Source organism: Actinophytocola sp. (assembly GCF_050699935.1).
In the GTDB taxonomy this organism is placed as follows: domain Bacteria; phylum Actinomycetota; class Actinomycetes; order Mycobacteriales; family Pseudonocardiaceae; genus Actinophytocola.
Map to the genome: position 1 here is coordinate 1 of NZ_JBOHGB010000042.1, position 19,368 is coordinate 19,368.

Consider the following 19,368-nt stretch of genomic DNA (forward strand, 5'->3'; position numbering starts at 1 on the left):
CCCCTGCCCGTGGCGCGGCCGGCACACCGGGGGCGGCGGGCCGCTCGCGGGTCTACGGGTGCTCGACCTGGGCTGGGTCTGGGCCGCACCCGTGGCGAGCGCGTGGCTCGCCGACCTCGGCGCCGACGTGGTCAAGGTGGAGAGCCTGGACCGGCTCGACCTCGGCCGGCGGCGCGGGCTGGAGTTCCCCGCCGGCCTCCCCTCGGACCGCGCGACGCTGCCCGGCCACGAGCGGGCGTGGCTGTTCAACGCGGCCAACCGCAACAAGCGCGGCGTCCGCCTCGAGCTCAAGGACCCGGCCGACCACGCGCGCTTCCTGGAGCTGGTGGCGACCGCGGACGTGGTCGTCGAGAGCTTCGCGACCGGTGTGCTCGAGCGGCTGGACCTCGCACCGGATCGGCTGTTCGCGGCGAACCCCGCACTCCTGCTGCTGTCCATGGGCGGGCGCACCGTCGACGGCCGGCACGTCGCGCGCAGCTACGCGCCCATCCTCACCGCCCTGGCCGGCATCGAGGCCACCGTGACCGACCCCGCCGGCGCCCCGCTCGGCCTGCTGAACTGGGGCGTCGCCGACCCGAACGCCGGCGCCTGGGCGAGCTTCGCCGTGGTCGCCGCACTGGCCGCCGACCGCGGCGGCAGCCACCTGCTGCTCTCGCAGCTGCGCGCGCTGGTCAACACCTGCGCGAGCCGGTACCGGGGCGGCGACCCGGAGCGCGTCGAGCTGGCCGACCCGGAGGAGGTCACGCTCGCGCACCTCGCCGGCACCGCGCCGGGACCGCTCGGCGACCTCTACCGGTCGATCCTCGTCCGCGGGTGGTCGCCGGAGTTCGGCGAGCGGCTCGCGTTCACCAGCCCGTGGCGCTTCCGCCGCATGCCGGTCGGCGTGCGGCGCGCGGCGCCGCTGTTCGGCTCGACCCCGGTGGACCGGCTGCTGGGCGAGTGGCGTGACGAGGGACGGACCGAGGGATGGACCGAGGGATGGACCGAGGGTCGGGCCGAGGCCGCCACCCTGGCGTCGGCGGAGATCGCCACGTAACATCCGTCGCTAGAATATATTTTGTAGCGCGAACGTCTGCGAGGTCGGCCGATGACACCGAACGAACCCCAGACCGAACCCCGGACCGAGCCCCACTACGAGGTGCTCTGGCCGCTCGGGCGCCGCGGCGGCCCGCCGCCCGGGGCGCTCGCGCCACGACCCACCGACCTCACCGGCAAGCGGGTGGCGTTCGTGTGGGACCACGTCTTCAAGGGCGACCTCATCTTCGCCCGCTTCGAGCAGGCCGCGAACGAGCGGTTCGCCGGCATGTCCTTCGTGCCGCACCCGGAGTTCGGCAACGTCCACGGCACGACCGCCGAGGAGCACGACGCGGTCACCCGGCTGCCGGAGCGGCTGCGCGAGCACGGCATCGACGTGGCGGTCGTCGGTGTCGGCGCTTGAGGCTCCTGCACGCCCGCCGTGTTGCGGGCCTGCGTGGCGATCGAGCGGGCGGGCGTCCCGACGGTCGCGATCGTCTCCGCGGAGTTCGAGGTCATGGCCGGCATGATCGCCGGTGCGCTCGGCGTGGCGGACATCCCGCTCGCCGTGTACCCGGGCGTCATGCTCACCGACTCGGCGGCCACCTTCGAGTCCAAAGTGGACGCCAAGGTCGTGCCGGCGCTGTTCGAGGGGCTGGCGACCCAGCGGGCCGCGGGCACGGCGGAGCGGGAGGAGGAGCCGGCCCGCGACGAGGTGATCCTGCGCGGAAGCTACGACGAGATCCTCGACGGGTTCACCGAGCGGCACTGGACCGACGGGCTGCCGATCGTGCCGCCGACGCCCGACCGCGTCGCGGAGTTCCTCCGGTGCACCGGCCGCGACCCGGACGAGGTGCTCGGCGTGCTGCTGCCGGCGAGCCGCGAGGCGACCGTGCACTCGGTCGCGGTCAACGGCGTGCTGGCCGGCTGCCGCCCGGAGTACATGCCGATCCTCGTGGCCGCCGTGGAAGCCGTCGCCGACCCGGTGTTCCGGGTGGAGGACGCCGGCAGCACGCCCGGCTGGGAGCCCATGGTGATCGTCAGCGGGCCGCTGGCGCGGGAGCTGGACTTCAACTCGGGCACCGGCGCGCTGCGCGTCGGTCCGCGCGCCAACACGTCGGTCGGCCGGTTTGTGAGACTCTTCCTGCGCAACGTGGCCGGTCTGCGGCCCTTCCCCGACGAGACCGACCAGGGCGCGATCGGCAGCACGTTCAACGTCGCGCTCGCCGAGCACGAGGCCGCGATGCGCGACATCGGCTGGGCGCCCTACCGGGTGGACCGTGGGTTCGCCGAGGCCGACACGGTGGTGACCGTGCGCAGCGTCTACGCGACCAGCGCGCCGATCTACAGCGCCGGTGACCACGCGACCGACCACCTCGCCACGATCGCCCGGCTGATGACCGACGTGCTCGGCCCGTGGTGTTACCACAACTTCATCTACGAGAAGCAGTTCCCGTTCGTCGTGCTCGGCCCGGCGATCGCGGCGATCATCGCGGCGGAGGGGCTCACCAAGGACGACGTGCGCCGCTACCTCTACGACAACGTGTGGGTGGACGGCGCGTGGGTGGCGCGCTACGGGCGCGGGGTGAGCGGCAAGAAGTTCGAGTGGCCGGACCTCGTGGCGCGCGGCAAGGCACCCGCCGAGTACACCGACGCCGAGGCGACGGGCCGGCCCGTCCGCGGGTTCATGCGTCCGGAGTGGATCGACGTCGTGGTGGCCGGCAACCCGGGGCGCAACCAGTCCCGCGCGTACGTCGGCAACCACGGGCAGGGCGTGCCGGTCAGCCGCCGCGTCGAGCCGCCACCACGAACGTGACGCACCGGGACCGGATGACCGAGAAAAGGAGCGTGGCAGAAGTGATCACAACCGACGCCCAGGCGCACATCTGGGGCCCGGACACACCGGACCGCCCGTGGCCTCCCGACGGCCATACCTTCTCCCATGGTGACCAGTACACGGTGGACCAGCTGCTCGCCGAGATGGCCGGTGCGGGCGTGGACCAGGTGGTGCTCGTCCCGCCGTCGTTCGAGGGCGACCGCAACGACATCTGCCTCGCCGCCGCGCGCGCGTACCCGGACAGGTTCCGGGTGATGGGCCGCGTCACGCTCACCGACCCGGCGAGCCGCGGGACGCTCGCCACCTGGCGGGACCAGCCCGGCATGCTCGGCCTGCGGCTGTCGTTCAGCCGCGGCCCATCCGTGCACTGGCTCGCCGACGGCACGGCGGACTGGGTCTGGCCCGAGGCGGCGGCCGCCGGCCTGCCGATCATGGTGTTCGCCCCGGACAAGCTCGACGCGATCGACAAGATCGCGACGGCGCACCCGGACCTGCGGCTGGTCATGGACCATCTCGCGCTGCGCACGGACCTGCGCGACGAGGGCATCGACCCGGTGCTCGACGACCTGGTCAAGCTCGCGCGGCACGACAACATCGCGGTGAAGTCGTCTTGCCTCGCGAGCAACGTCACCGACGCCTACCCGTTCCCGTCGCTGCACGACCGGATCCGCCGCGTGGTGGACGCGTTCGGGCCGCGGCGGGTGTTCTGGGGCAGCGACGTCACCCGGCTGGACTCCACCTACGACGAGTACCGCCGGTTGTTCGTCGACGAGCTCGGCTTCCTCGCCCCCGGCGACCTGGAATGGATCATGGGTCGCGGCGTGCGCGAGTGGCTCGGCTGGCAGTGATGAGCTCGCCGACACGCGCCGCCGCCGTGCGGAGTACCACGGACCCGGCTCCCGGGCCACCGCTGCTGGAGGTGCGCGACCTGTGGGTCGAGTACCGCACCTCCTACGGCCTGACGAACGCCGTGAACGGACTGTCCTATTCGGTCAACCGGGGCGAGACGTTGGCGATCCTCGGCGAGTCGGGGTCCGGGAAGTCGGTGGCGGCACGTGCCGTGCTGGGCATCATCGAGTCGCCACCCGGCTACGTGACCGGCGGCGAGGTGCTCTTCGACGAGGTGGACCTGACCCGCCTGCCGGCCAAGGAGATGCGGCGCATCCGCGGCGAGCGGATCGCGATCGTCTTCCAGGACGCGCTGACCGCGCTGAACCCGGTGTTCACCGTAGGGTTCCAGATCGCGGAGATGTTCCGGGTGCACCGCGGCATGTCACACGCGGACGCCACCAGGAAGGCGATCGAGCTGCTCGACCGGGTGCGCATCCCCAACGCGCACAACCGGGTCGGCGACTACCCGCACCAGTTCTCCGGCGGCATGCGGCAGCGGGTGATGATCGCGATGGCGATCGCGCTGGAGCCGGACCTGCTGATCGCCGACGAGCCGACGACCGCGCTCGACGTGACCGTGCAGGCGCAGATCATGGCGCTGCTGGCGGAGCTGCGCCACGACCTCGGCATGGGCCTGGTGCTGATCACGCACGACCTGGGCGTGGTTGCGGAGGTCGCCGATCGGGCGGTCGTGATGTACGCCGGGCGCGGGATCGAGTACGCCCCGATCGGCGAGCTCTACAAGAGCCCGGCCCACCCGTACACGCGCGCGCTGATGCGCTCGATCCCGCGGGCGGACCAGAAGGGCGGGCGGCTGGAGGCGATCGACGGCGCGCCACCGAACCTGTCGGCCATTCCCGCCGGCTGCGAGTTCCACCCGCGCTGCCCGCTCGCCGCGCCAGTGTGCTCGGAGGAACGCCCGGACCCGGTCGAGGTGGCCGCCGGGCGGCGGTCGGCCTGTCACTTCGCCGAGAAGGTGGTCAGCGGTGAGCAGTGAAGAAGTCACTGGGGCGGCCCCCGAGGAGACGGCCGAGCCGGTGCTGCGGGTCGAGGACGTCGTGAAGTGGTATCCGGTGCGCGAGGGCACCGGGGTGCGGCGGACCACCCGCCAGGTCCGGGCGGTCAACGGGGTGAGCTTCTCCCTGCGCGCCGGGGAGACGCTCGGGCTGGTGGGCGAGTCCGGCTGCGGGAAGTCCACTTTGGGCAGGACGCTGCTGCGCCTGGACGAGCCCACGTCGGGGCGGGTGTTCTACCGCGGCCGGGACGTGTTCACGATGAGCCGGCGCGAGCTGCGCGAGGTGCGGCGCAAGATCCAGATCATCTTCCAGGATCCGTACGCGTCGCTGAACCCGCGCATGACCGTGGGCGACCTGGTGACCGAGGCGTGGGCGATCCACCGCGGGATCGTGCCGCGGGCCCAGCACCGCCTGCGGGCGGGCGAGCTGCTGGAGCGGGTCGGCCTCGATCCCTCCTTCATGGACCGCTACCCGCACCAGTTCTCCGGCGGGCAGCGTCAGCGGATCGGCATCGCGCGCGCCCTGTCACTGGATCCCGAGGTGCTCATCTGCGACGAGCCGGTCTCGGCACTGGACGTGTCGGTGCAGGCGCAGGTGATCAACCTGCTGGCCGACATCCAGGCCGACCTCGGTCTGTCCTATGTGTTCATCGCGCACGACCTGTCCGTGGTACGACACATCTCCGACCGCGTGGCGGTGATGTACCTCGGCCGGATCGTGGAGCTGGGCGACGAGGAGGCCATCTACACGCGGCCGACCCACCCCTACACCCAGGCGCTGCTGTCCGCGGTGCCGATCCCCGATCCGTCCCAACGCGACAGCGTGCGGCGGATCCTGCTGGAGGGCGACCTGCCCAGCCCGACCGACCTGCCCTCGGGCTGCGCGTTCCGCACCCGCTGCTGGAAGGCCGACGACGAGTGTGCCGAGGAGGTGCCGGAGCTGGTGGACCGGGGCGGGTTCGGTCACCCGTCCCGGTGCCTGTTCGCGGAGGCGCCCGCGGCGGCCGTGTAGTGCCAGGAAGGACGCCTTCCGGGCACTGGACGTCCGGAAGGCTCCCTTCCTGGCACTAGACCGCGACGCTGACGCTCACCAGCCGCGTGATGTTGAACGGCTGCAGCACCGCGCTGTGCGGGCCGCTCTGCCCGCCCGCCACGACGATCCCGATGTCGTCCGGGGTCACGGCCGGGCGCAGGAGCTCCCGGTCGCCCTCGGTGTGCAGACAGCGTGCCTTCCACTCACGCATGGCCTTGCCGTCCGTGCCGGTGGTGCCGGTGATCTCGATCGTGCCCTGCTCCCACAGGTACTCGCGGATCGACGGCTTGTCATAACCGTTGCGGGCCAGGTGCGTCGCGTGTACCGGGCCGATCACCACCAGCGGCTGCGCGGTGAACAGCAGCAGGTTGCTGCCGCTCGACATCAGCGCGCCCGCGATGCCGTCGAGGATGGCGATCGGGTCCTGGGACAGGATCGCGATGTTCTGCGGCGCGGTCACCCCCGCCGCGGTGACCACCGACTCCTCGGCCGCGAACCCACGCTCCACATGGAACGGCTCCCACGGGCTGCGCTCCTCGTTCTCCGCGATGCACGACCCGTACTTGTTCGGGTTGCCCAGGGTCGACATGTCGCCGAGCACGGGCAGCCCGCCGCCAATGTTGATCATGCACAGCCGGATGGCGCGGCCGATCGTGGCGTTGGCCCGCCGGCCCTGGCCGAAGAGGTTGTGCCCGCTGTTGACGTCGAGCTCCAGCCGCGCCGGCCCGTTGACCACGAGCATGACGCCGGCCGGGTTCGTCGTGCCCTGCACGCCGTACAGGTTCAGGCCGGGATCCAGGATGGCCCGGACTCCGGCCAGTACGACGGGGAAGTACTCCGCCCGGCACCCCGCGAGCACCGCGTTCACCGCCACATGGTGCACGAAGGTCCGCCGCCAGCGGGGCGGCATCGTGCCGAGCGGCTCGCCGCCGTCGCGCCCGCCGAGCATCCGCTCGACGCGGTCCTCGGTCGGCGCGACGACCGGCAGGCCGTCGGTCCACATCTGCGCGTAGAACTCCTCGCCCATCGCTTCCACGTCGTCGTAGGCGAGCAGATCGCCGGTGATCTCCTTGTCCGCCAACGACATCAGGGCCTCCCCACGACGGTCAGGCCGGCCAGGATCTGGTCGAACGCGCGGTGTGCCCGCGCCACCGCCTCCTCGGTCGGCACGCCGCCCATCGGGTACTCGACGATCGCGAGCGGCAGGCCGGCCAGGCCGAGCCCCTCGCTCTCGTACTCGGCGATCGGCCGGAACGTCTCGCCCACGATCGTCACGGTCGGCAGGTTGCGCTTCTCCAGCTCCACGGCGTCATGGACACTCCACGACGTGCAGGAGCCTCAATCGCCGAGCGCGACGACCGCCGCGTCACAGGTGCCGCCGATCTCGTCGAGCATCGCGACCGGCGCGCCGCTGCTGCAGCTCGCCTTCTCCCGGTAGACGGTGCCGGCCACGGCCTGCCGCTCGCCGAGCAGGTCCTCGGTCGTGTGCAGCAGGACGTCGCAGTTCGGCTTGAGGTTGCCGATGAAGCCGATCCGCTTGCCGCGCAACGTGTCCAGCCGGGGCGCGAGCTGGAGCAGCTGCTGGTCGTCGAACGGCACCGGCCGGAACACGTGCAGCGTCATGGGCCTCTCCCCTACGCGGCTCTGCTAGTCGGCCCTGCCGTCCTCGCGGACGTCCACCGGGAACTCGATGGGACCGCTCTCCCGCGACGGCAGCGCCATGATCCCGGTGCCCGGCATGATGTCGTCGCCGCGGTTGTTGATCGTGTGGAACTCGACCTTCACGTAGCCGATGCCGGTCTTGGCGCCGCGCCACTTGTCGACGACCTTCCCGTTGATGCGGAACACGTCGCCGTTGAAGAACATCCCACGGTACTGGAAGTCCAGCTCGGCCACCCAGCCGTCGTCGCCGACCCAGTTGGTGGCGAAGTACGTGGCGTAGCCACCGCGCTGAGAGCCGTAGTCGTACGCGGCCGGCATGCCGATCTCGGCGGCCATGAAGTTGTCCCAGTGCACCCGTTCGACCGCCTGCGGGATGCCGGTCTCCGGGTCCTTCACCGCCACCTTGGGCGAGGACTTGCGGTACTGCTGCCAGTACTTGCCGCTGCGCACGTGCGGCGAGCCGATCGCCTGCAGCCAGGTGACCATGTCCGGCAGCGTCAGCGGGCCCTTGACCACCGGAGCGGTCTGTTCGCCGACCTCGGTCTCCTCCCAGTACCGCGGGGTCGCGCCGCGCGGCAGCTCGGCCTCGAGCTCGGCGTCGATCTGCGCGATCTCCTCGTCGGTGTAGGTGGATCTCTTGATGTTCGTGTACTTGCCGCGCTTCTTGGACTCCTCGCGCTCGGCCCGGATGACCGGCATGACCTGGATCGCGACGAGCTCGTCGGACTGGTTGTAGAAGCGGATCTCGTCGGCCTGGATGTACATCTTCTTGCCGGCCAGCCGCCCCTCCATGGGCTCGGCGCGGACGAGCTCCTTGGTGGCATGCAGCTCGTCGCCCTCGTACAGCGGCCGGAAGTAGCGCCACTCGTCACCGGAGTGCAGGCCGTGCACACCGGGAAGTCCTTGCCCACGGCGGAGATCCCAGCTCCCCCAGGCCGCGGCGTAGTAGATCGCGGGCGGCGCGACGAGGCGGCCGTACCGCGTCGTGGTGGCGTACTTCGGGTCGATGTAGAGCGGGTTGTCGTCCCCGATGCTGCGGGCCACGTGGGCGATGCTGTCCTGGTTGACGTAGCGCACGTACGGCTGCTGGATCGGAAACCGCTTGCCCATCCTGGACGTGAGCCTCGCCACCGCCTCATCGGTGATCTTGCCGTACTCCGGATTCGCGTCGTCGCTCATCTGACCTCCCGTTCGCGTGCGCCCGTGTTGCCGTGACTCGCCGCAGGACCCTCGCGGCTATGGTAGACGATATATTATCGCTTCTTTAGCCATGTGAACAGAGTCCGGGATGTGACAAACGTCCCCACGCCCCCGGACGGGATCCCTCGGTGGCTCGACCCGGCCGTCGGGCAGGCGGATGCCTGGAAGGACGCCTTCCTGTCGCTGGGCGCCGTGAAGGACGCCTTCCTGGCATCGCGGGCCAGCGGTGCGGCGCGAGCGGGTGGCTCAGCGGGGGGCGACGCGGCGGAGGTTCGCGTCCACTCGGACGGTCAGGCCGAGGGAGTCCAGGTGCTCGAACAGCGGCACCGCCACCCGCCGCGTGGTGCCGAGAGCCTGGCGGGCGTCGGACAGCGTGAACGGCTGCGCCAGGTCGGCCAGCGCCGCCGCCGCGGCCCGCGGGGCGGACGGGTCCAGGATCACCTCGCCGCGCAGGCGCAGCACCATGCCGGCGGCGGCCGCGGCGGCGAGGATCTCTCGGGTCAGGCCGGCCTCGGTCAGCTCCGGCACGCTCGGTGCGTCCAGCGGGTTCGCCGCCAGGCGGCGGCGGACCTCGTCCAGCGCGCGCCGGGCCGCGTTGCTGAAGCCGGGTGCGGCCCCCGGCCTGGTGATCCGGCCACCGCTCGACACCAGCGCGCCGGCCGAGTCGCGGACCAGCGCCTCGACCAGCCGCAGGTCGGCCGCACCGATGACCTGCGCGGCCGCCTTCGCCGGCAGGCCCGGCTCCAGCGGCGCCGCGACCCGGTGCTCGTCGACGGCGGCCGCGAGCTCCTTGCCCCAGCGCTGCCAGGTCGACGGGTCGACGAGGTGGTCGCCGACCACGACCAGCTCGGCCGGCGCGGGGTCGGTGGCGGGCAGCACGCCCAGCGCGGCGAGCCGCGCGCGGGTCACGCTCCCCCGCCGGGCCACCTCGGCGAGCACGTCCGGCAAGCCGGTGGCGCCCTCGAGCTCGATCGCCCGGTTCAGCGCGGCCCCGCGCCGGGTCAGCACCGGCGGGTCGACGTCGAGCACCACGAGTCCCGTGGCCAGCCGGCTCGACGGCTCGCGCAGCACGGCACGGTCCCCGGGCTCCAGCGGCAGCGGGCTCGCCAGCGACAGCCGGGCGGAGTCGGTGCCGAGTCCACCGCCGAACGGCCGCACCCGGCACGGCACGGCCGCCGAGCCGATGTGCAGCATCAGGTCCCCGGGCAGGTCGGCCGGATCGAGCGAGAGGAGCCGCACGTCCACGGTGTCGGTGAGCACCCAGCGCTCCGGCGTGACCAGCACGTGGCCGCGGTGGACGTCCTCGACCGGCAGGCCGCGCAGGTTCACCGCGACCCGGGCGACCGCCGAGACCTCGTCGTGCCGCGTGCCCATCGACTCCAGGCCGCGCACCCGGACCTCGGTGCCGGCCGGGGCGAGCACCAGCCGGTCGTTGGTCCGGATCGTGCCCGCGCGCAGCGTCCCGGTGACGACCGTGCCGCTCCCCCGCACGGTGAACGCCCGGTCCACGAACAGCCGCAGCCGCCCGTCGACGACCGGCTCCGGCAGGCCGGCCGCCAGCCGGGCCAGCGCCGCGCGCAGCTCGTCGAGCCCGGCGCCGGTGACCGCGCTGACCGCGACCGCCTCGGCCCCGGCGAGCGAGGTGCGGGCCAGCCGCTCGCCCGCGTGGGAGAGCACGGGCGCGGGGTCGGCGAGGTCGGTGCGGGTGACGACGAGCAGGGCGTGCCGCACGCCGAGCGAGTCGAGCACCTCGACGTGCTCGCTGGTCTGCGCGCTCCAGCCCTCGTCCGCGGCGACGACGACCACCACGCCGGGCACCGGGCCGACGCCGGCGAGCATCGTGGCGACGAACCGCTCGTGACCCGGCACGTCGACGAACGCCACGGTCTCGCCGCCAGGCAGCGTGGTCCACGCGAACCCCAGGTCGAGGGTCATGCCGCGGCGGCGCTCCTCGGTCAGCCGGTCGGGCTCGATCCCGGTCAGCGCGCGCACGAGCGTCGACTTGCCGTGGTCGACGTGGCCGGCGGTGGCGAAAACGTGCATGGCGGCGTCCCTCGGGGCAGGATGGCGGAGGCGGACAGGAATCGAACCTGCCTGACCCGGATACCGGATCACGTCGGTTTTGAAGACCGCGGCGCCCACCAGGACACGTACGCCTCCGAATAGAGACTATAGCGGCGTAAGGTTCGAGGCATGGCGGTCCGGCTCACTCAGTACGCCCACGGCGGCGGCTGCGCGTGCAAGATCCCGCCCGGCGAGCTGGAGGACATGGTCCGCGGCCTGCTCGGCACGGGCCCGTCCGAAGTGGAGCTGCTGGTGGGGCTCGACCACGGCGACGACGCGGCGGTCGTGCGGCTGGACGGGGACACCGCCGTACTGTCCACAACGGACTTCTTCACCCCCGTCGTCGACGACGCCTACGACTGGGGCCGGATCGCGGCGGCCAACGCCCTGTCGGACATCTACGCGATGGGCGGCCGGCCCCTGCTCGCGGTGAATCTGCTCGGCTGGCCGCGCGACGTGCTGCCGGCCGAGCTCGCGAGCGAGGTGCTCCGCGGCGGCCTCGCGGTCGCCGGGCAGGCCGGCTGCCACCTCGCCGGCGGCCACTCGATCGACGACCCGGAGCCGAAGTACGGGCTCGCGGTCACCGGCATCGCACACCCGGATCGCTTGCTGCGCAACGACTCCGCGACCGCCGGAGCGCCGATCAGCCTCACCAAGCCGCTGGGCGTCGGCGTGCTGAACAACCGGCACAAGCAGACCGGTGAGGTGTTCGCGCACGCGGTCGAGTCGATGGCCGCGCTGAACCGGGAGGCCGCCGTGGCGGCGCTGGCCGCGGGCGCCCGCGCGGCGACCGACGTGACCGGCTTCGGGCTGCTCGGCCACCTGCACAAGATGGCGCGGGCGAGCGAAGTGACCGCGGTGGTGTCCGCGGCGGCGGTGCCGTACCTGGACGGCGCGGAGTCGTCCGCGCGAGCCGGGTTCGTCTCCGGCGGCACGAAGCGCAACCTCGACTGGGTCCGTCCCCATCTCGACCCGGGCGACGCGGACGAGCTGACGCTGCAGCTGCTCGCGGACGCCCAGACCTCGGGCGGCCTGCTGGTCGCGGGCGAGGTGCCGGGCGCCCCGGTGATCGGCGAGTTCGTCCCGGCCGTGGATGGCGTGACCGTGCGGATCCGCTAGCTCGCGGGCTGGGACAGGTTGGCGACCGGTTGCTCCCCCGAGGCGGGCAGCCAGCGGTCCGGCCGGTCGGGCACCCAGCGGATCCGGCCCTCGACCGCCAGCCGGTACAGGTGGGCGAACGTCTCGCCGATGGCCGCACGCCGGGCCCTGCCCCGCAGCTGCTCGAACGGGCGCGACCACGTCACCGCGCACGTGACCTCCCAGACCGTGCCCGCCCCCGCGGCGACGGCCGCCTCGATCTCGGTGAGCCGCTGCTCGTGATGGGTGGTCAGGGTGTCCAGCCGCTCGCGCAGGCCGCCGAACACCCACTCGTGCCCGGGCAGCACGGACACGCTCCCGAAGCCGCGGATCTTGGTGACCGACAGCATGAAGTCGTGCAGCGGGTCCACATCGGACTGTGGTCGCTTGGAGATGTTCGGGGTCACCCGTGGCAGGATGTGGTCGCCGGTGAACAGCAGCCGCCGCTGGCGGTCGTGAAAGCAGAGGTGCCCCGGCGTGTGGCCGGGGGTGTGCACCGCGACGAGCGCACCGGCGGTCCCCGGCACGACGTCGCCGTCGCGCAGGTCGTGCTCGGGCACCACCATCGAGATCCCGGCCCGCATGTCCGCCTCGTCGGCGCGCAGCTCGGCGAACTCCGACGCCGGCGCGCCGGCCTGCCGCAACCACTCGGCCATGTCGTCGATCGCGCGCACCCGGTCGTGCTCGCCGGCCGCGATCCGGGGCCGTTCGGCCGGATGCACCGCGAGCCACGCCGCCGACGACGCCCGGATCCGTTCCGCCAGGCCGTAGTGGTCGGGATGCACGTGGGTGATGACCACGCCGACCAGGTCGTCGAGGCCGGCGCCCGCCGCGGCGAGCCCGGCGCGGAAGGCGTCCCAGCACTCGTCGGAGTCCCAGCCGGCGTCGACCACGACCACGCCGTCCGGCACCGGAACCACGTAACCGAAGGCGAAGCCCAGCGGGTTCGGGAACGGCAGGGGGACACTCCAGACACCGCCGGCGACCTCGGCCGGACCGGGCACTGACTCCATACGACGCCTCCTCCACATGCGTTCATATATCGTATATGAACTCGTCGGTCCGGACCGGCTAAAGGCGCTGAAGGCCACATTCAGGACGCCGGGGCGTCTCGAACGTGGCCTTCGGGCAGGGCGGGTGCGGCGGTCAGGCGTCCGCCTCCGCGCGGTCGCCGCCCCAGCGGGTGTGGAAGCTGCCGTCGCGGTCGACGCGGCGGTAGGTGTGCGCGCCGAAGTAGTCGCGCAGCCCCTGGATCAGCGCGGCCGGCAGGCGGTCGGCACGCAGCGCGTCGTAGTACGCCAGCGAGGACGAGAAGGCCGGCGTGGGGATGCCCGCCTGGGCCGCATGCGCGACGACCCGGCGCCACGCGTCCTGGCCCTGCGCCACCGCGTCCGCGAAGTACGGCGCCACCAGTAGCGACTCCAGCCCGGGGTTGGCCTCGTACGACTCGCGGATCCGGTCCAGGAACCGGGCGCGGATGATGCAGCCACCGCGCCAGATCGTGGCCATCGCGCCCAGGTCGATGTCCCAGCCGTACTCCTTGCTCGCGGCCGCCATCTGGTCGTAGCCCTGCGCGTAGGCGACCACCTTCGAGGCGTACAGCGCCTTGCGGACGTCGTCGACGAACCCGTCCCGGCCGGAGGTCGGTGCCGCGCCCCGCGCCGGGCCGGGCAGCACCGCGCGGGCCACCTCCCGTTGCGACGGGTGGGCGGACAGCGCGCGGGCGAAGGTCGCCTCGGCGATGCCGGTCACCGGCACGCCCAGGTCCAGCGCGGTCTGCACGGTCCACCGGCCGGTGCCCTTCTGCTCGGCCTCGTCGAGCACGACGTCGACGAAACCCTTGCCGGTGGCCGCGTCCGTGTGGCCGAGCACCTCGGCGGTGATCTCGATCAGGAACGACTCCAGGTCGCCGGAGTTCCACTCGGCGAAGATCGCGGCCAGCTCCGCGGGCGAGGCACCGAGGCCGTCGCGCAGCAGGTCGTAGGCCTCGGCGATCAGCTGCATGTCGGCGTACTCGATGCCGTTGTGCACCATCTTGACGAAGTGCCCCGCGCCGTCGGGGCCGACGTGCGTGCAGCACGGCGTGCCGTCGACCTGCGCGGCGATCTTCTCGAACATCGGGCCCAGCGACGCGTAGGACTCCGCCGAGCCGCCCGGCATGATGCTCGGCCCGAGCAGCGCGCCCTCCTCGCCGCCGGACACGCCCGCGCCGACGAAGTGCAGGCCGCGCCCGCGCAGGTCCGCCTCCCGGCGGCGGGTGTCGGCGAAGTGCGCGTTGCCGCAGTCGATCACGATGTCGCCGTCGGAGAGCAACGGCACCAGCTCGTCGATGACCGCGTCGGTCGGCGCGCCGGCCTTCACCATGATCACCACGCGCCGCGGGCGTTCGAGCGCCGCGACGAACTCCTCCAGCGACTCGGTCGCCACGAACGTGCCCTCGTCGCCGTGCTCGGCGACCAGCGCCTTGGTCCGCGCCGCGGTGCGGTTGTGCAGCGCCACCGCGTACCCGTTGCGGGCGAGGTTGCGGGCGAGGTTGCGGCCCATCACCGCGAGACCGGTGACGCCGATCTGTGCCGGAGTTGGCATGTGGGTCCTCTCGGCTGTCTGATTGCCTGGCTTTCCTGGCCGCGACCTAGTGTCCCCGATGTCGGCACGCGTGCGCCCGGCGCCTCGGCGGATAGTGTGGAGCCATGCTGCTCGCCGAGGAGTTGCTGCTGCTGGCACTGGACGACGAGACCGGCCGGGTCCGGCTGTCCGAGCTCGACAAGGGCCTCGCGGGCGCGGTCATGCTCGAGCTCGCCCTGCTCGAGCGGGTCCGGGTCACCGAGAAGGGCGAGTCCGGGCGCGCGGGCCGGCTGGTGCTCCGGACCGGGCCGGCACCCGCGCATCCGGTGCTGGCCACCGGTCTCGATGTGCTCCGGGACCGGGAGGGCCGCAAGCCCGAGTACGTCCTCAACGCGCTCGCGAAGGGCCTGCGCGAGCGGCTCGCCGACGGGCTGGTCGAGGCGGGCGTGCTGCGCCGCGAGTGGCACAAGGTGCTGGGCCTGTTCCCCACCAGACGGCTGCCCGCGCGGGAGACCGGGCACGAGTCGGCGGTCCGCGAGCGGATCGGGTCGGCACTGGACGGCGCGACGCCCGACGAGCGCACGGCCGCGCTCATCGCACTGCTGTCCGCGCTGAAAGGGCTGACCACGGTGTTCGACCTGCCCGACAAGCGAGCGGCACGCCGCCGGGCCAAGGAGATCGCCGAGGGGCAGTGGGCGGCCGCCGCGGTCCGCAAGGCGGTGGAGGCGGTCTACGTCGCGACCATCTCCTCGGTCACCGTCGCGGCCGCGGGCGACGGCTCCGGCAACTGACCAGCCCGACCCGGCCGGCAGGGGCATCACAGTGGATCATCGTGCGAGGTCTCGCGCCGACCAACGCAACCTCAGGGGACCGTGACGGCACCCAACCACAAGTACGTGAACAACCGCACCTTCCGCGGGAAGGCAACCAACACTTTTAATTCCGGGGAGGCGGACCGATTCCGGGGAGGCGGACCGATTCCGGGGAGGCGGACTAGTCGCGGCGGGAGGCGATGGCGTGCGTACCCGCGACGCTGCCGGCGAGGACGGCCACGGCGATCGCGAGGTAGGCGAGCTCGGGCAGCAGCATCTTCGCCGGCTCGGTGCCCTCCTCGGAGAGCAGCATGACCAGCGTGTTGACCGGCGGCAGCCCGCGCACGAGCAGAAACACCATCAGCAGCACCAGCATCGCCAGCAGCGCGTACGCGGGGCGGCGGATCACCAGCCGCGACGTCGGCAGGCCCACCGCGACGCCGAAGCAGGCACCGGTCACCAGGGCCACCGCGCCCACCACGAGGTCGAGCGCCCCCACGCCCCGGTTGCCGAGGATGACCGGCAGCGCCAGCAACAGAACGATCAGTACCGCGGACGTCGCCAGCACGACCAGCGCGACGGCCACCAGCTGCGGCCACGACCGTCCGGCATTGACGGCAGTGATCGAGCGCTGCACCGGTTCCTCGGCCGCCACCAGCGCGACCGCGAGCCAGGCCGCGCAGACGAACGCGACCGCCGTCATCGGCGCGAAGACCGGCAGCACCGGCTCGACACCCACGTCGTGGGCGAAGGTGCCGATGCAGATGACGAACAGCAGCGCCGGCGGCAGGTAGCGCTGTGAGTGCAGCATGACGGCGACGGTGTAGCGCACCAGCGCGATCACGACACACCTCCGGGCGCGACCGCGACGGGCTCGTCGACCCGTACCACCGACCAGCCGTCCTTGAGCACCTCCAGCAGCAGCTGGTCCGCCTCCGCGCGCTTGACCTGGACGAAGACCTTCTCTCCGTCGTGGGCCATGGACATCGCGCCGGACAACGACTTCGGCAGCGTGACCGGCTTGTCGAGGTCGGTCTCCGACGGCGGGCTGAGCACGAGCTGCGCCACGAGCACCGGCTCGGCTTCCAGCTCCACGAGCCGGCCGTCGACCACCTGCACGACGCGGGTGGCGCCGACCGTCCGGCGGTGGTCGGTGTACACGACCGTGCCGTCCGCGCCCGCGACCTCCTCGACGAACTCGCCGAGCGTGTCGTGCGCCGCCACGTCCAGGCCCGCCCACGCCTCGTCGAGCACGAACAGCCGCGGCCGGGTGACCACCGCCTGCGCGATCCCGACCTTCTGGAGGTTGCCGTTGGACAGCCGGCGCAGCGGGGTGTCCCGGCCACCGGAGAGCGCCAGCCGGTCGAGGAGGCGGGTGGCGCGATCGGTGGCGTCCTTGGTGGTCAGCCCGCGCAGCCGGCCCATGTGGGTCAGGTAGGCGAGCGCGGAGAGGCCGTCGTCGTCGGGAAAGTACTCCGGCACGTAGCCGACCTCGCGGGGCCGGCCGGCGACCGTCCCACTCGTCGGCCGCGTGACGCCCGCCAGCAGGCGCAGCAGTGTCGACTTGCCCGAGCCGTTGCCGCCGGTGACCGCGACGACCTCACCCGGGGCGAGGTCCAGGTCGACCTTGTCGAGCACCATCCGGCCGGTTCCGTATCGCTTGCCAACTCCCCGAAGCCGCATCGTTCCATCTAACGCCATTGCAGGCGGTGATCACGTCGGCCGTTGGTCGGTAAGTGGCGGGCTATCCGAGTACGTCGACGATCGCGCCGATCAAGCCCCTGCCGTTCCCGTTCCCGTTGCCGTTCCCGTTTCCATTGCCGTTCCCGTTACCCGGGCCGTCGTCATCGTCGCCGTCGTCGTCACCATCGTCGTCGCCGTCGTCGCCATCGTCGTCGCCATCGTCATCGTCATCGTCGTCGTCCGGCGGCGTGGTGGTCGTGGTCGGCGCGGAGGACGAGGGCCGGCTCGACTCGCTGGGGCTGGGCTCGGCCTCCGGGCTGGTTTCGTCCGGGAACTCGGCCACGGGCGGCGGGTAGGTCTGCGCGGGCGGCGCGTCCCGGCCATCCTCGGCCTGTTGCTCGGCCGGCTGCCGCTGCTGCTGTTGCTCGCTGATCGGCGCGCTCGGCGTGCCGGTGGTCGCGATGACCACCACGACCGCGAGCGCCGTGATGCCGAGGGCCATGCCCGCCAGACCCGCGTGGGCGGGACGCAGCCGCTTGTTCGCCGGCTTGTTCGCCGACGCCGCCCGCGCGGCTCGGGCGGCCCGCGCGGCCAGGGGTGGGGACAACCGCGTGGTTGGCGTGGGGTGCGGCTCGTCCGCATCGGGTTCGACGTCCGCATCGGGTACGACGTCGGGCAGCGGGAAGACGGTCGTCTCGCCGGCCTCGATGTTGCGGAGCATCTCACCGCAGCGGGCGGCATCCGGCCGCGCGTCGGGATCCTGGTCGGTCATGGCGGAGAGCACCGCACGCCACTCGGGCCCGAGGTCGAACGGCAGGCACTCGGCGAGCGTCATGCCGAGCGCGTGGACGTCGCCGGATGGCCTGCCGAGCCCGCGATCGACGCCGAAACCCGTGAGGTGACCCGCGCCCTCGGAGTCGACCAGCACGTTGGACGCGTCGAGGTCGCCGTGCACGACACCGCGCACGTGGACGTAGGCCAGCACGTCGGCGAGCTGTGCGCCGAGCCTTGCCACCGTGTTCGGTTCGAGGCCCTCGTCGTCGATCAGCTCGCTGAGCGGCCCGCCGTCGACGTACCGCATCACGATGAACGGCCGGTCGGTGTTGATGTTGACGTCGTAGACGGTGACGAGGCCGGGGTGGGACAGGCCGGCGAGGACCCGCGCCTCCTCGGCGAACCGGGTGAGGCCGTCCTCATCGGGCTCGCCGTGAAAGAGCTTGACCGCGACCTGGCGCTCGAGCCGGATGTCGTCGGCTGCGTAAACGGTGGTGGTGCGTCCGGAACCTACCCTGGAGCGCAGCACATACCTGTCGCCCAGAGCCCCTGTGGTCGTCCAGTCGGTGTGATCCATTGGTAGCCCTCCGTGAGAGGATAGGGCTAGGCGCAAGCCCATGGGGCAAAACGGAAAGATCAACTCAACTCGGGAAGTCGAAGCGATAGCCCCGATCCGTGAGCCACGGCAGCAATCGTCCCAGCGCCGCCACGGTTTGATCGCGCTGACCACCGCCGTCGTGCATGAGGATCACCGAGCCGGGCCGCACGCCCCGCTCGACGGTGGCGACGATCGCGGCCACGCCGGGACGGCTCCAGTCTCGGGTGTCGACCGACCAGCCCAACGGCCGCATACCTTGGTGCGCGGCCATTTGCTCCAACGGAAGCGACCAATTGCCGCCTGGCGCACGGAAGTAGCCGACGGGAACGTGGTCGCCGGCCGCCGCGCGCAGGTCCTCGCCGGCGTCGGTGAGGGCGTTCTCGATGGCGGGTGCCGGACGGCGGGACAGCCGCTCGTCGTGGTCGACGGTGTGGTTGCACAACCGCATGCCCGCGTCGACGACGTCGCGGACGAGGTCGGGGCGGCGCCGGGCCTGTGCGCCGACCATGCAGAACGTGGCTACCGCGTGGTGCTCGGCCAGCAGGTCGAGCACCTGTGGGGTGTGCTCGGGGTGCGGCCCGTCGTCGAAGGTCAGCGCCACGACGCGGTCGTCGGTCGGCAGCTCCCGAATCAGGTTGGCGGACACCGGATCGGGCCGCTTCTCCGGTGCGGGGCGCGGCTCGGCATGGGCCTTGTCGGCGACGTCCGGATCGGACCGGAACGCTTGCAGGACAAGCACGACCACGATCACCGTGACGCTGATCAGGACGGCCCACCGGTAGATGTACGGGGGCTGCAGCACCTGACTACGCACGGTGGCCTCCGGAAACACGTACCGCATTCCTCGGTGCGGCACACGGTAACCCGAAGCTCCGGCACCGCCGCCCGACACGCCGGAGGAGCACCCCCCGCGTTTCCGGCGACCTTCGACCCGGAATTCCGGCGGATACTGGAAACCCCGACGGGCTGGAAGGCGCGGGAGGTCGGGCACCCCTAACGAAATCGTCCGACGATTCCACGACAATCGGGCCACGCCGGTTCCGGTACGGTCCAGTACGAGGGCGAATCGGCACCCTGCCGGCA

17 protein-coding genes and 1 tRNA gene are annotated in these 19,368 nt (G+C 72.3%); 7 read left to right on the plus strand and 11 right to left on the minus strand.

Annotation, left to right across the window (positions count from 1 at the left end; translation table 11 throughout):
• The 5 genes from ACRDTB_RS15970 to ACRDTB_RS15990 form a co-directional block, all read left to right on the plus strand.
• Nucleotides 1–1,036, plus strand: a 1,036-nt coding sequence (locus tag ACRDTB_RS15970) for a CoA transferase (RefSeq protein ID WP_431431081.1), incomplete at its 5' end; no start/stop codon positions are given.
• 51 nt (nt 1,037–1,087) lie between these two features.
• The gene (locus ACRDTB_RS15975; protein ID WP_431431082.1) at nt 1,088–2,830 is read left to right on the plus strand and encodes a UGSC family (seleno)protein; all 1,743 of its coding nucleotides are present in this window, start codon (nt 1,088–1,090) and stop codon (nt 2,828–2,830) included.
• A 41-nt stretch (nt 2,831–2,871) separates the two neighbouring features.
• Nucleotides 2,872–3,699, plus strand: a complete 828-nt coding sequence (locus ACRDTB_RS15980) for an amidohydrolase family protein (protein WP_431431083.1) — start codon at nt 2,872–2,874, stop codon at nt 3,697–3,699.
• A complete protein-coding gene (locus ACRDTB_RS15985; RefSeq protein ID WP_431431084.1) occupies nt 3,699–4,739 on the plus strand; it encodes an ABC transporter ATP-binding protein in 1,041 nt (346 codons plus the stop codon). The genes ACRDTB_RS15980 and ACRDTB_RS15985 overlap by 1 nt, the downstream gene beginning before the upstream one ends.
• Nucleotides 4,729–5,769, plus strand: coding sequence for an ABC transporter ATP-binding protein (locus ACRDTB_RS15990; protein ID WP_431431085.1), 1,041 nt, complete (start codon nt 4,729–4,731; stop codon nt 5,767–5,769). Before ACRDTB_RS15985 ends, ACRDTB_RS15990 begins: the two co-directional genes overlap by 11 nt.
• 55 nt (nt 5,770–5,824) lie before the next feature.
• Here the strand turns inward: ACRDTB_RS15990 and ACRDTB_RS15995 are convergent, their stop codons facing one another.
• The 5 genes from ACRDTB_RS15995 to ACRDTB_RS16015 all read right to left on the minus strand — a co-directional run bounded on the left by ACRDTB_RS15995 (nt 5,825) and on the right by ACRDTB_RS16015 (nt 10,812).
• Nucleotides 5,825–6,877, minus strand: coding sequence for a hypothetical protein (locus ACRDTB_RS15995; protein ID WP_431431087.1), 1,053 nt, complete (start codon nt 6,875–6,877; stop codon nt 5,825–5,827).
• Nucleotides 6,877–7,413: a UGSC family (seleno)protein gene (locus tag ACRDTB_RS16000; protein WP_431431088.1), complete on the minus strand. Its 537-nt coding sequence runs from the start codon at nt 7,411–7,413 to the stop codon at nt 6,877–6,879. The genes ACRDTB_RS15995 and ACRDTB_RS16000 overlap by 1 nt, the downstream gene beginning before the upstream one ends.
• A 24-nt stretch (nt 7,414–7,437) precedes the next feature.
• Nucleotides 7,438–8,631 carry an FAS1-like dehydratase domain-containing protein gene (locus tag ACRDTB_RS16005; RefSeq protein WP_431431089.1) on the minus strand — a complete coding sequence of 398 codons (1,194 nt, stop codon included), beginning with the start codon at nt 8,629–8,631 and terminating at the stop codon, nt 7,438–7,440.
• Nucleotides 8,632–8,898: 267 nt separating this feature from the next.
• Nucleotides 8,899–10,695 carry a selenocysteine-specific translation elongation factor gene (gene selB, locus ACRDTB_RS16010; protein WP_431431090.1) on the minus strand — a complete coding sequence of 599 codons (1,797 nt, stop codon included), beginning with the start codon at nt 10,693–10,695 and terminating at the stop codon, nt 8,899–8,901.
• A 22-nt stretch (nt 10,696–10,717) separates the two neighbouring features.
• A tRNA-Sec gene (locus ACRDTB_RS16015) sits at nt 10,718–10,812 on the minus strand.
• A 33-nt stretch (nt 10,813–10,845) separates the two neighbouring features.
• On the opposite strand from ACRDTB_RS16015, the gene selD reads away from it, so the two are divergent.
• Nucleotides 10,846–11,835, plus strand: a complete 990-nt coding sequence (gene selD, locus ACRDTB_RS16020) for a selenide, water dikinase SelD (protein WP_431431091.1) — start codon at nt 10,846–10,848, stop codon at nt 11,833–11,835.
• Here the strand turns inward: selD and ACRDTB_RS16025 are convergent.
• Both ACRDTB_RS16025 and gndA read right to left on the minus strand, forming a co-directional pair.
• On the minus strand, nt 11,832–12,866 hold the full coding sequence (locus ACRDTB_RS16025; protein ID WP_431431092.1) for an MBL fold metallo-hydrolase: 1,035 nt from the start codon (nt 12,864–12,866) through the stop codon (nt 11,832–11,834). The two genes, selD and ACRDTB_RS16025, sit on opposite strands and share 4 nt — an antisense overlap.
• Nucleotides 12,867–12,999: 133 nt before the next feature.
• Nucleotides 13,000–14,439: an NADP-dependent phosphogluconate dehydrogenase gene (gndA, locus tag ACRDTB_RS16030; RefSeq protein ID WP_431431093.1), complete on the minus strand. Its 1,440-nt coding sequence runs from the start codon at nt 14,437–14,439 to the stop codon at nt 13,000–13,002.
• Nucleotides 14,440–14,543: 104 nt separating this feature from the next.
• On the opposite strand from gndA, the gene ACRDTB_RS16035 reads away from it, so the two are divergent.
• A complete protein-coding gene (locus ACRDTB_RS16035) occupies nt 14,544–15,209 on the plus strand; it encodes a GOLPH3/VPS74 family protein (protein WP_431431094.1) in 666 nt (221 codons plus the stop codon).
• A gap of 202 nt (nt 15,210–15,411) precedes the next feature.
• On the opposite strand, the gene ACRDTB_RS16040 is transcribed toward ACRDTB_RS16035, so the two are convergent.
• The 4 genes from ACRDTB_RS16040 to ACRDTB_RS16055 all read right to left on the minus strand — a co-directional run bounded on the left by ACRDTB_RS16040 (nt 15,412) and on the right by ACRDTB_RS16055 (nt 19,099).
• Nucleotides 15,412–16,074, minus strand: coding sequence for a hypothetical protein (locus ACRDTB_RS16040; protein ID WP_431431095.1), 663 nt, complete (start codon nt 16,072–16,074; stop codon nt 15,412–15,414).
• Nucleotides 16,071–16,871: an ATP-binding cassette domain-containing protein gene (locus ACRDTB_RS16045; RefSeq protein ID WP_431431096.1), complete on the minus strand. Its 801-nt coding sequence runs from the start codon at nt 16,869–16,871 to the stop codon at nt 16,071–16,073. The genes ACRDTB_RS16040 and ACRDTB_RS16045 overlap by 4 nt, the downstream gene beginning before the upstream one ends.
• Nucleotides 16,872–16,974: 103 nt before the next feature.
• The gene (locus ACRDTB_RS16050; RefSeq protein WP_431431097.1) at nt 16,975–18,264 is read right to left on the minus strand and encodes a protein kinase domain-containing protein; all 1,290 of its coding nucleotides are present in this window, start codon (nt 18,262–18,264) and stop codon (nt 16,975–16,977) included.
• A 64-nt stretch (nt 18,265–18,328) separates the two neighbouring features.
• Nucleotides 18,329–19,099: a polysaccharide deacetylase family protein gene (locus ACRDTB_RS16055; protein ID WP_431431098.1), complete on the minus strand. Its 771-nt coding sequence runs from the start codon at nt 19,097–19,099 to the stop codon at nt 18,329–18,331.
• Nucleotides 19,100–19,368 lie beyond the last annotated feature (269 nt).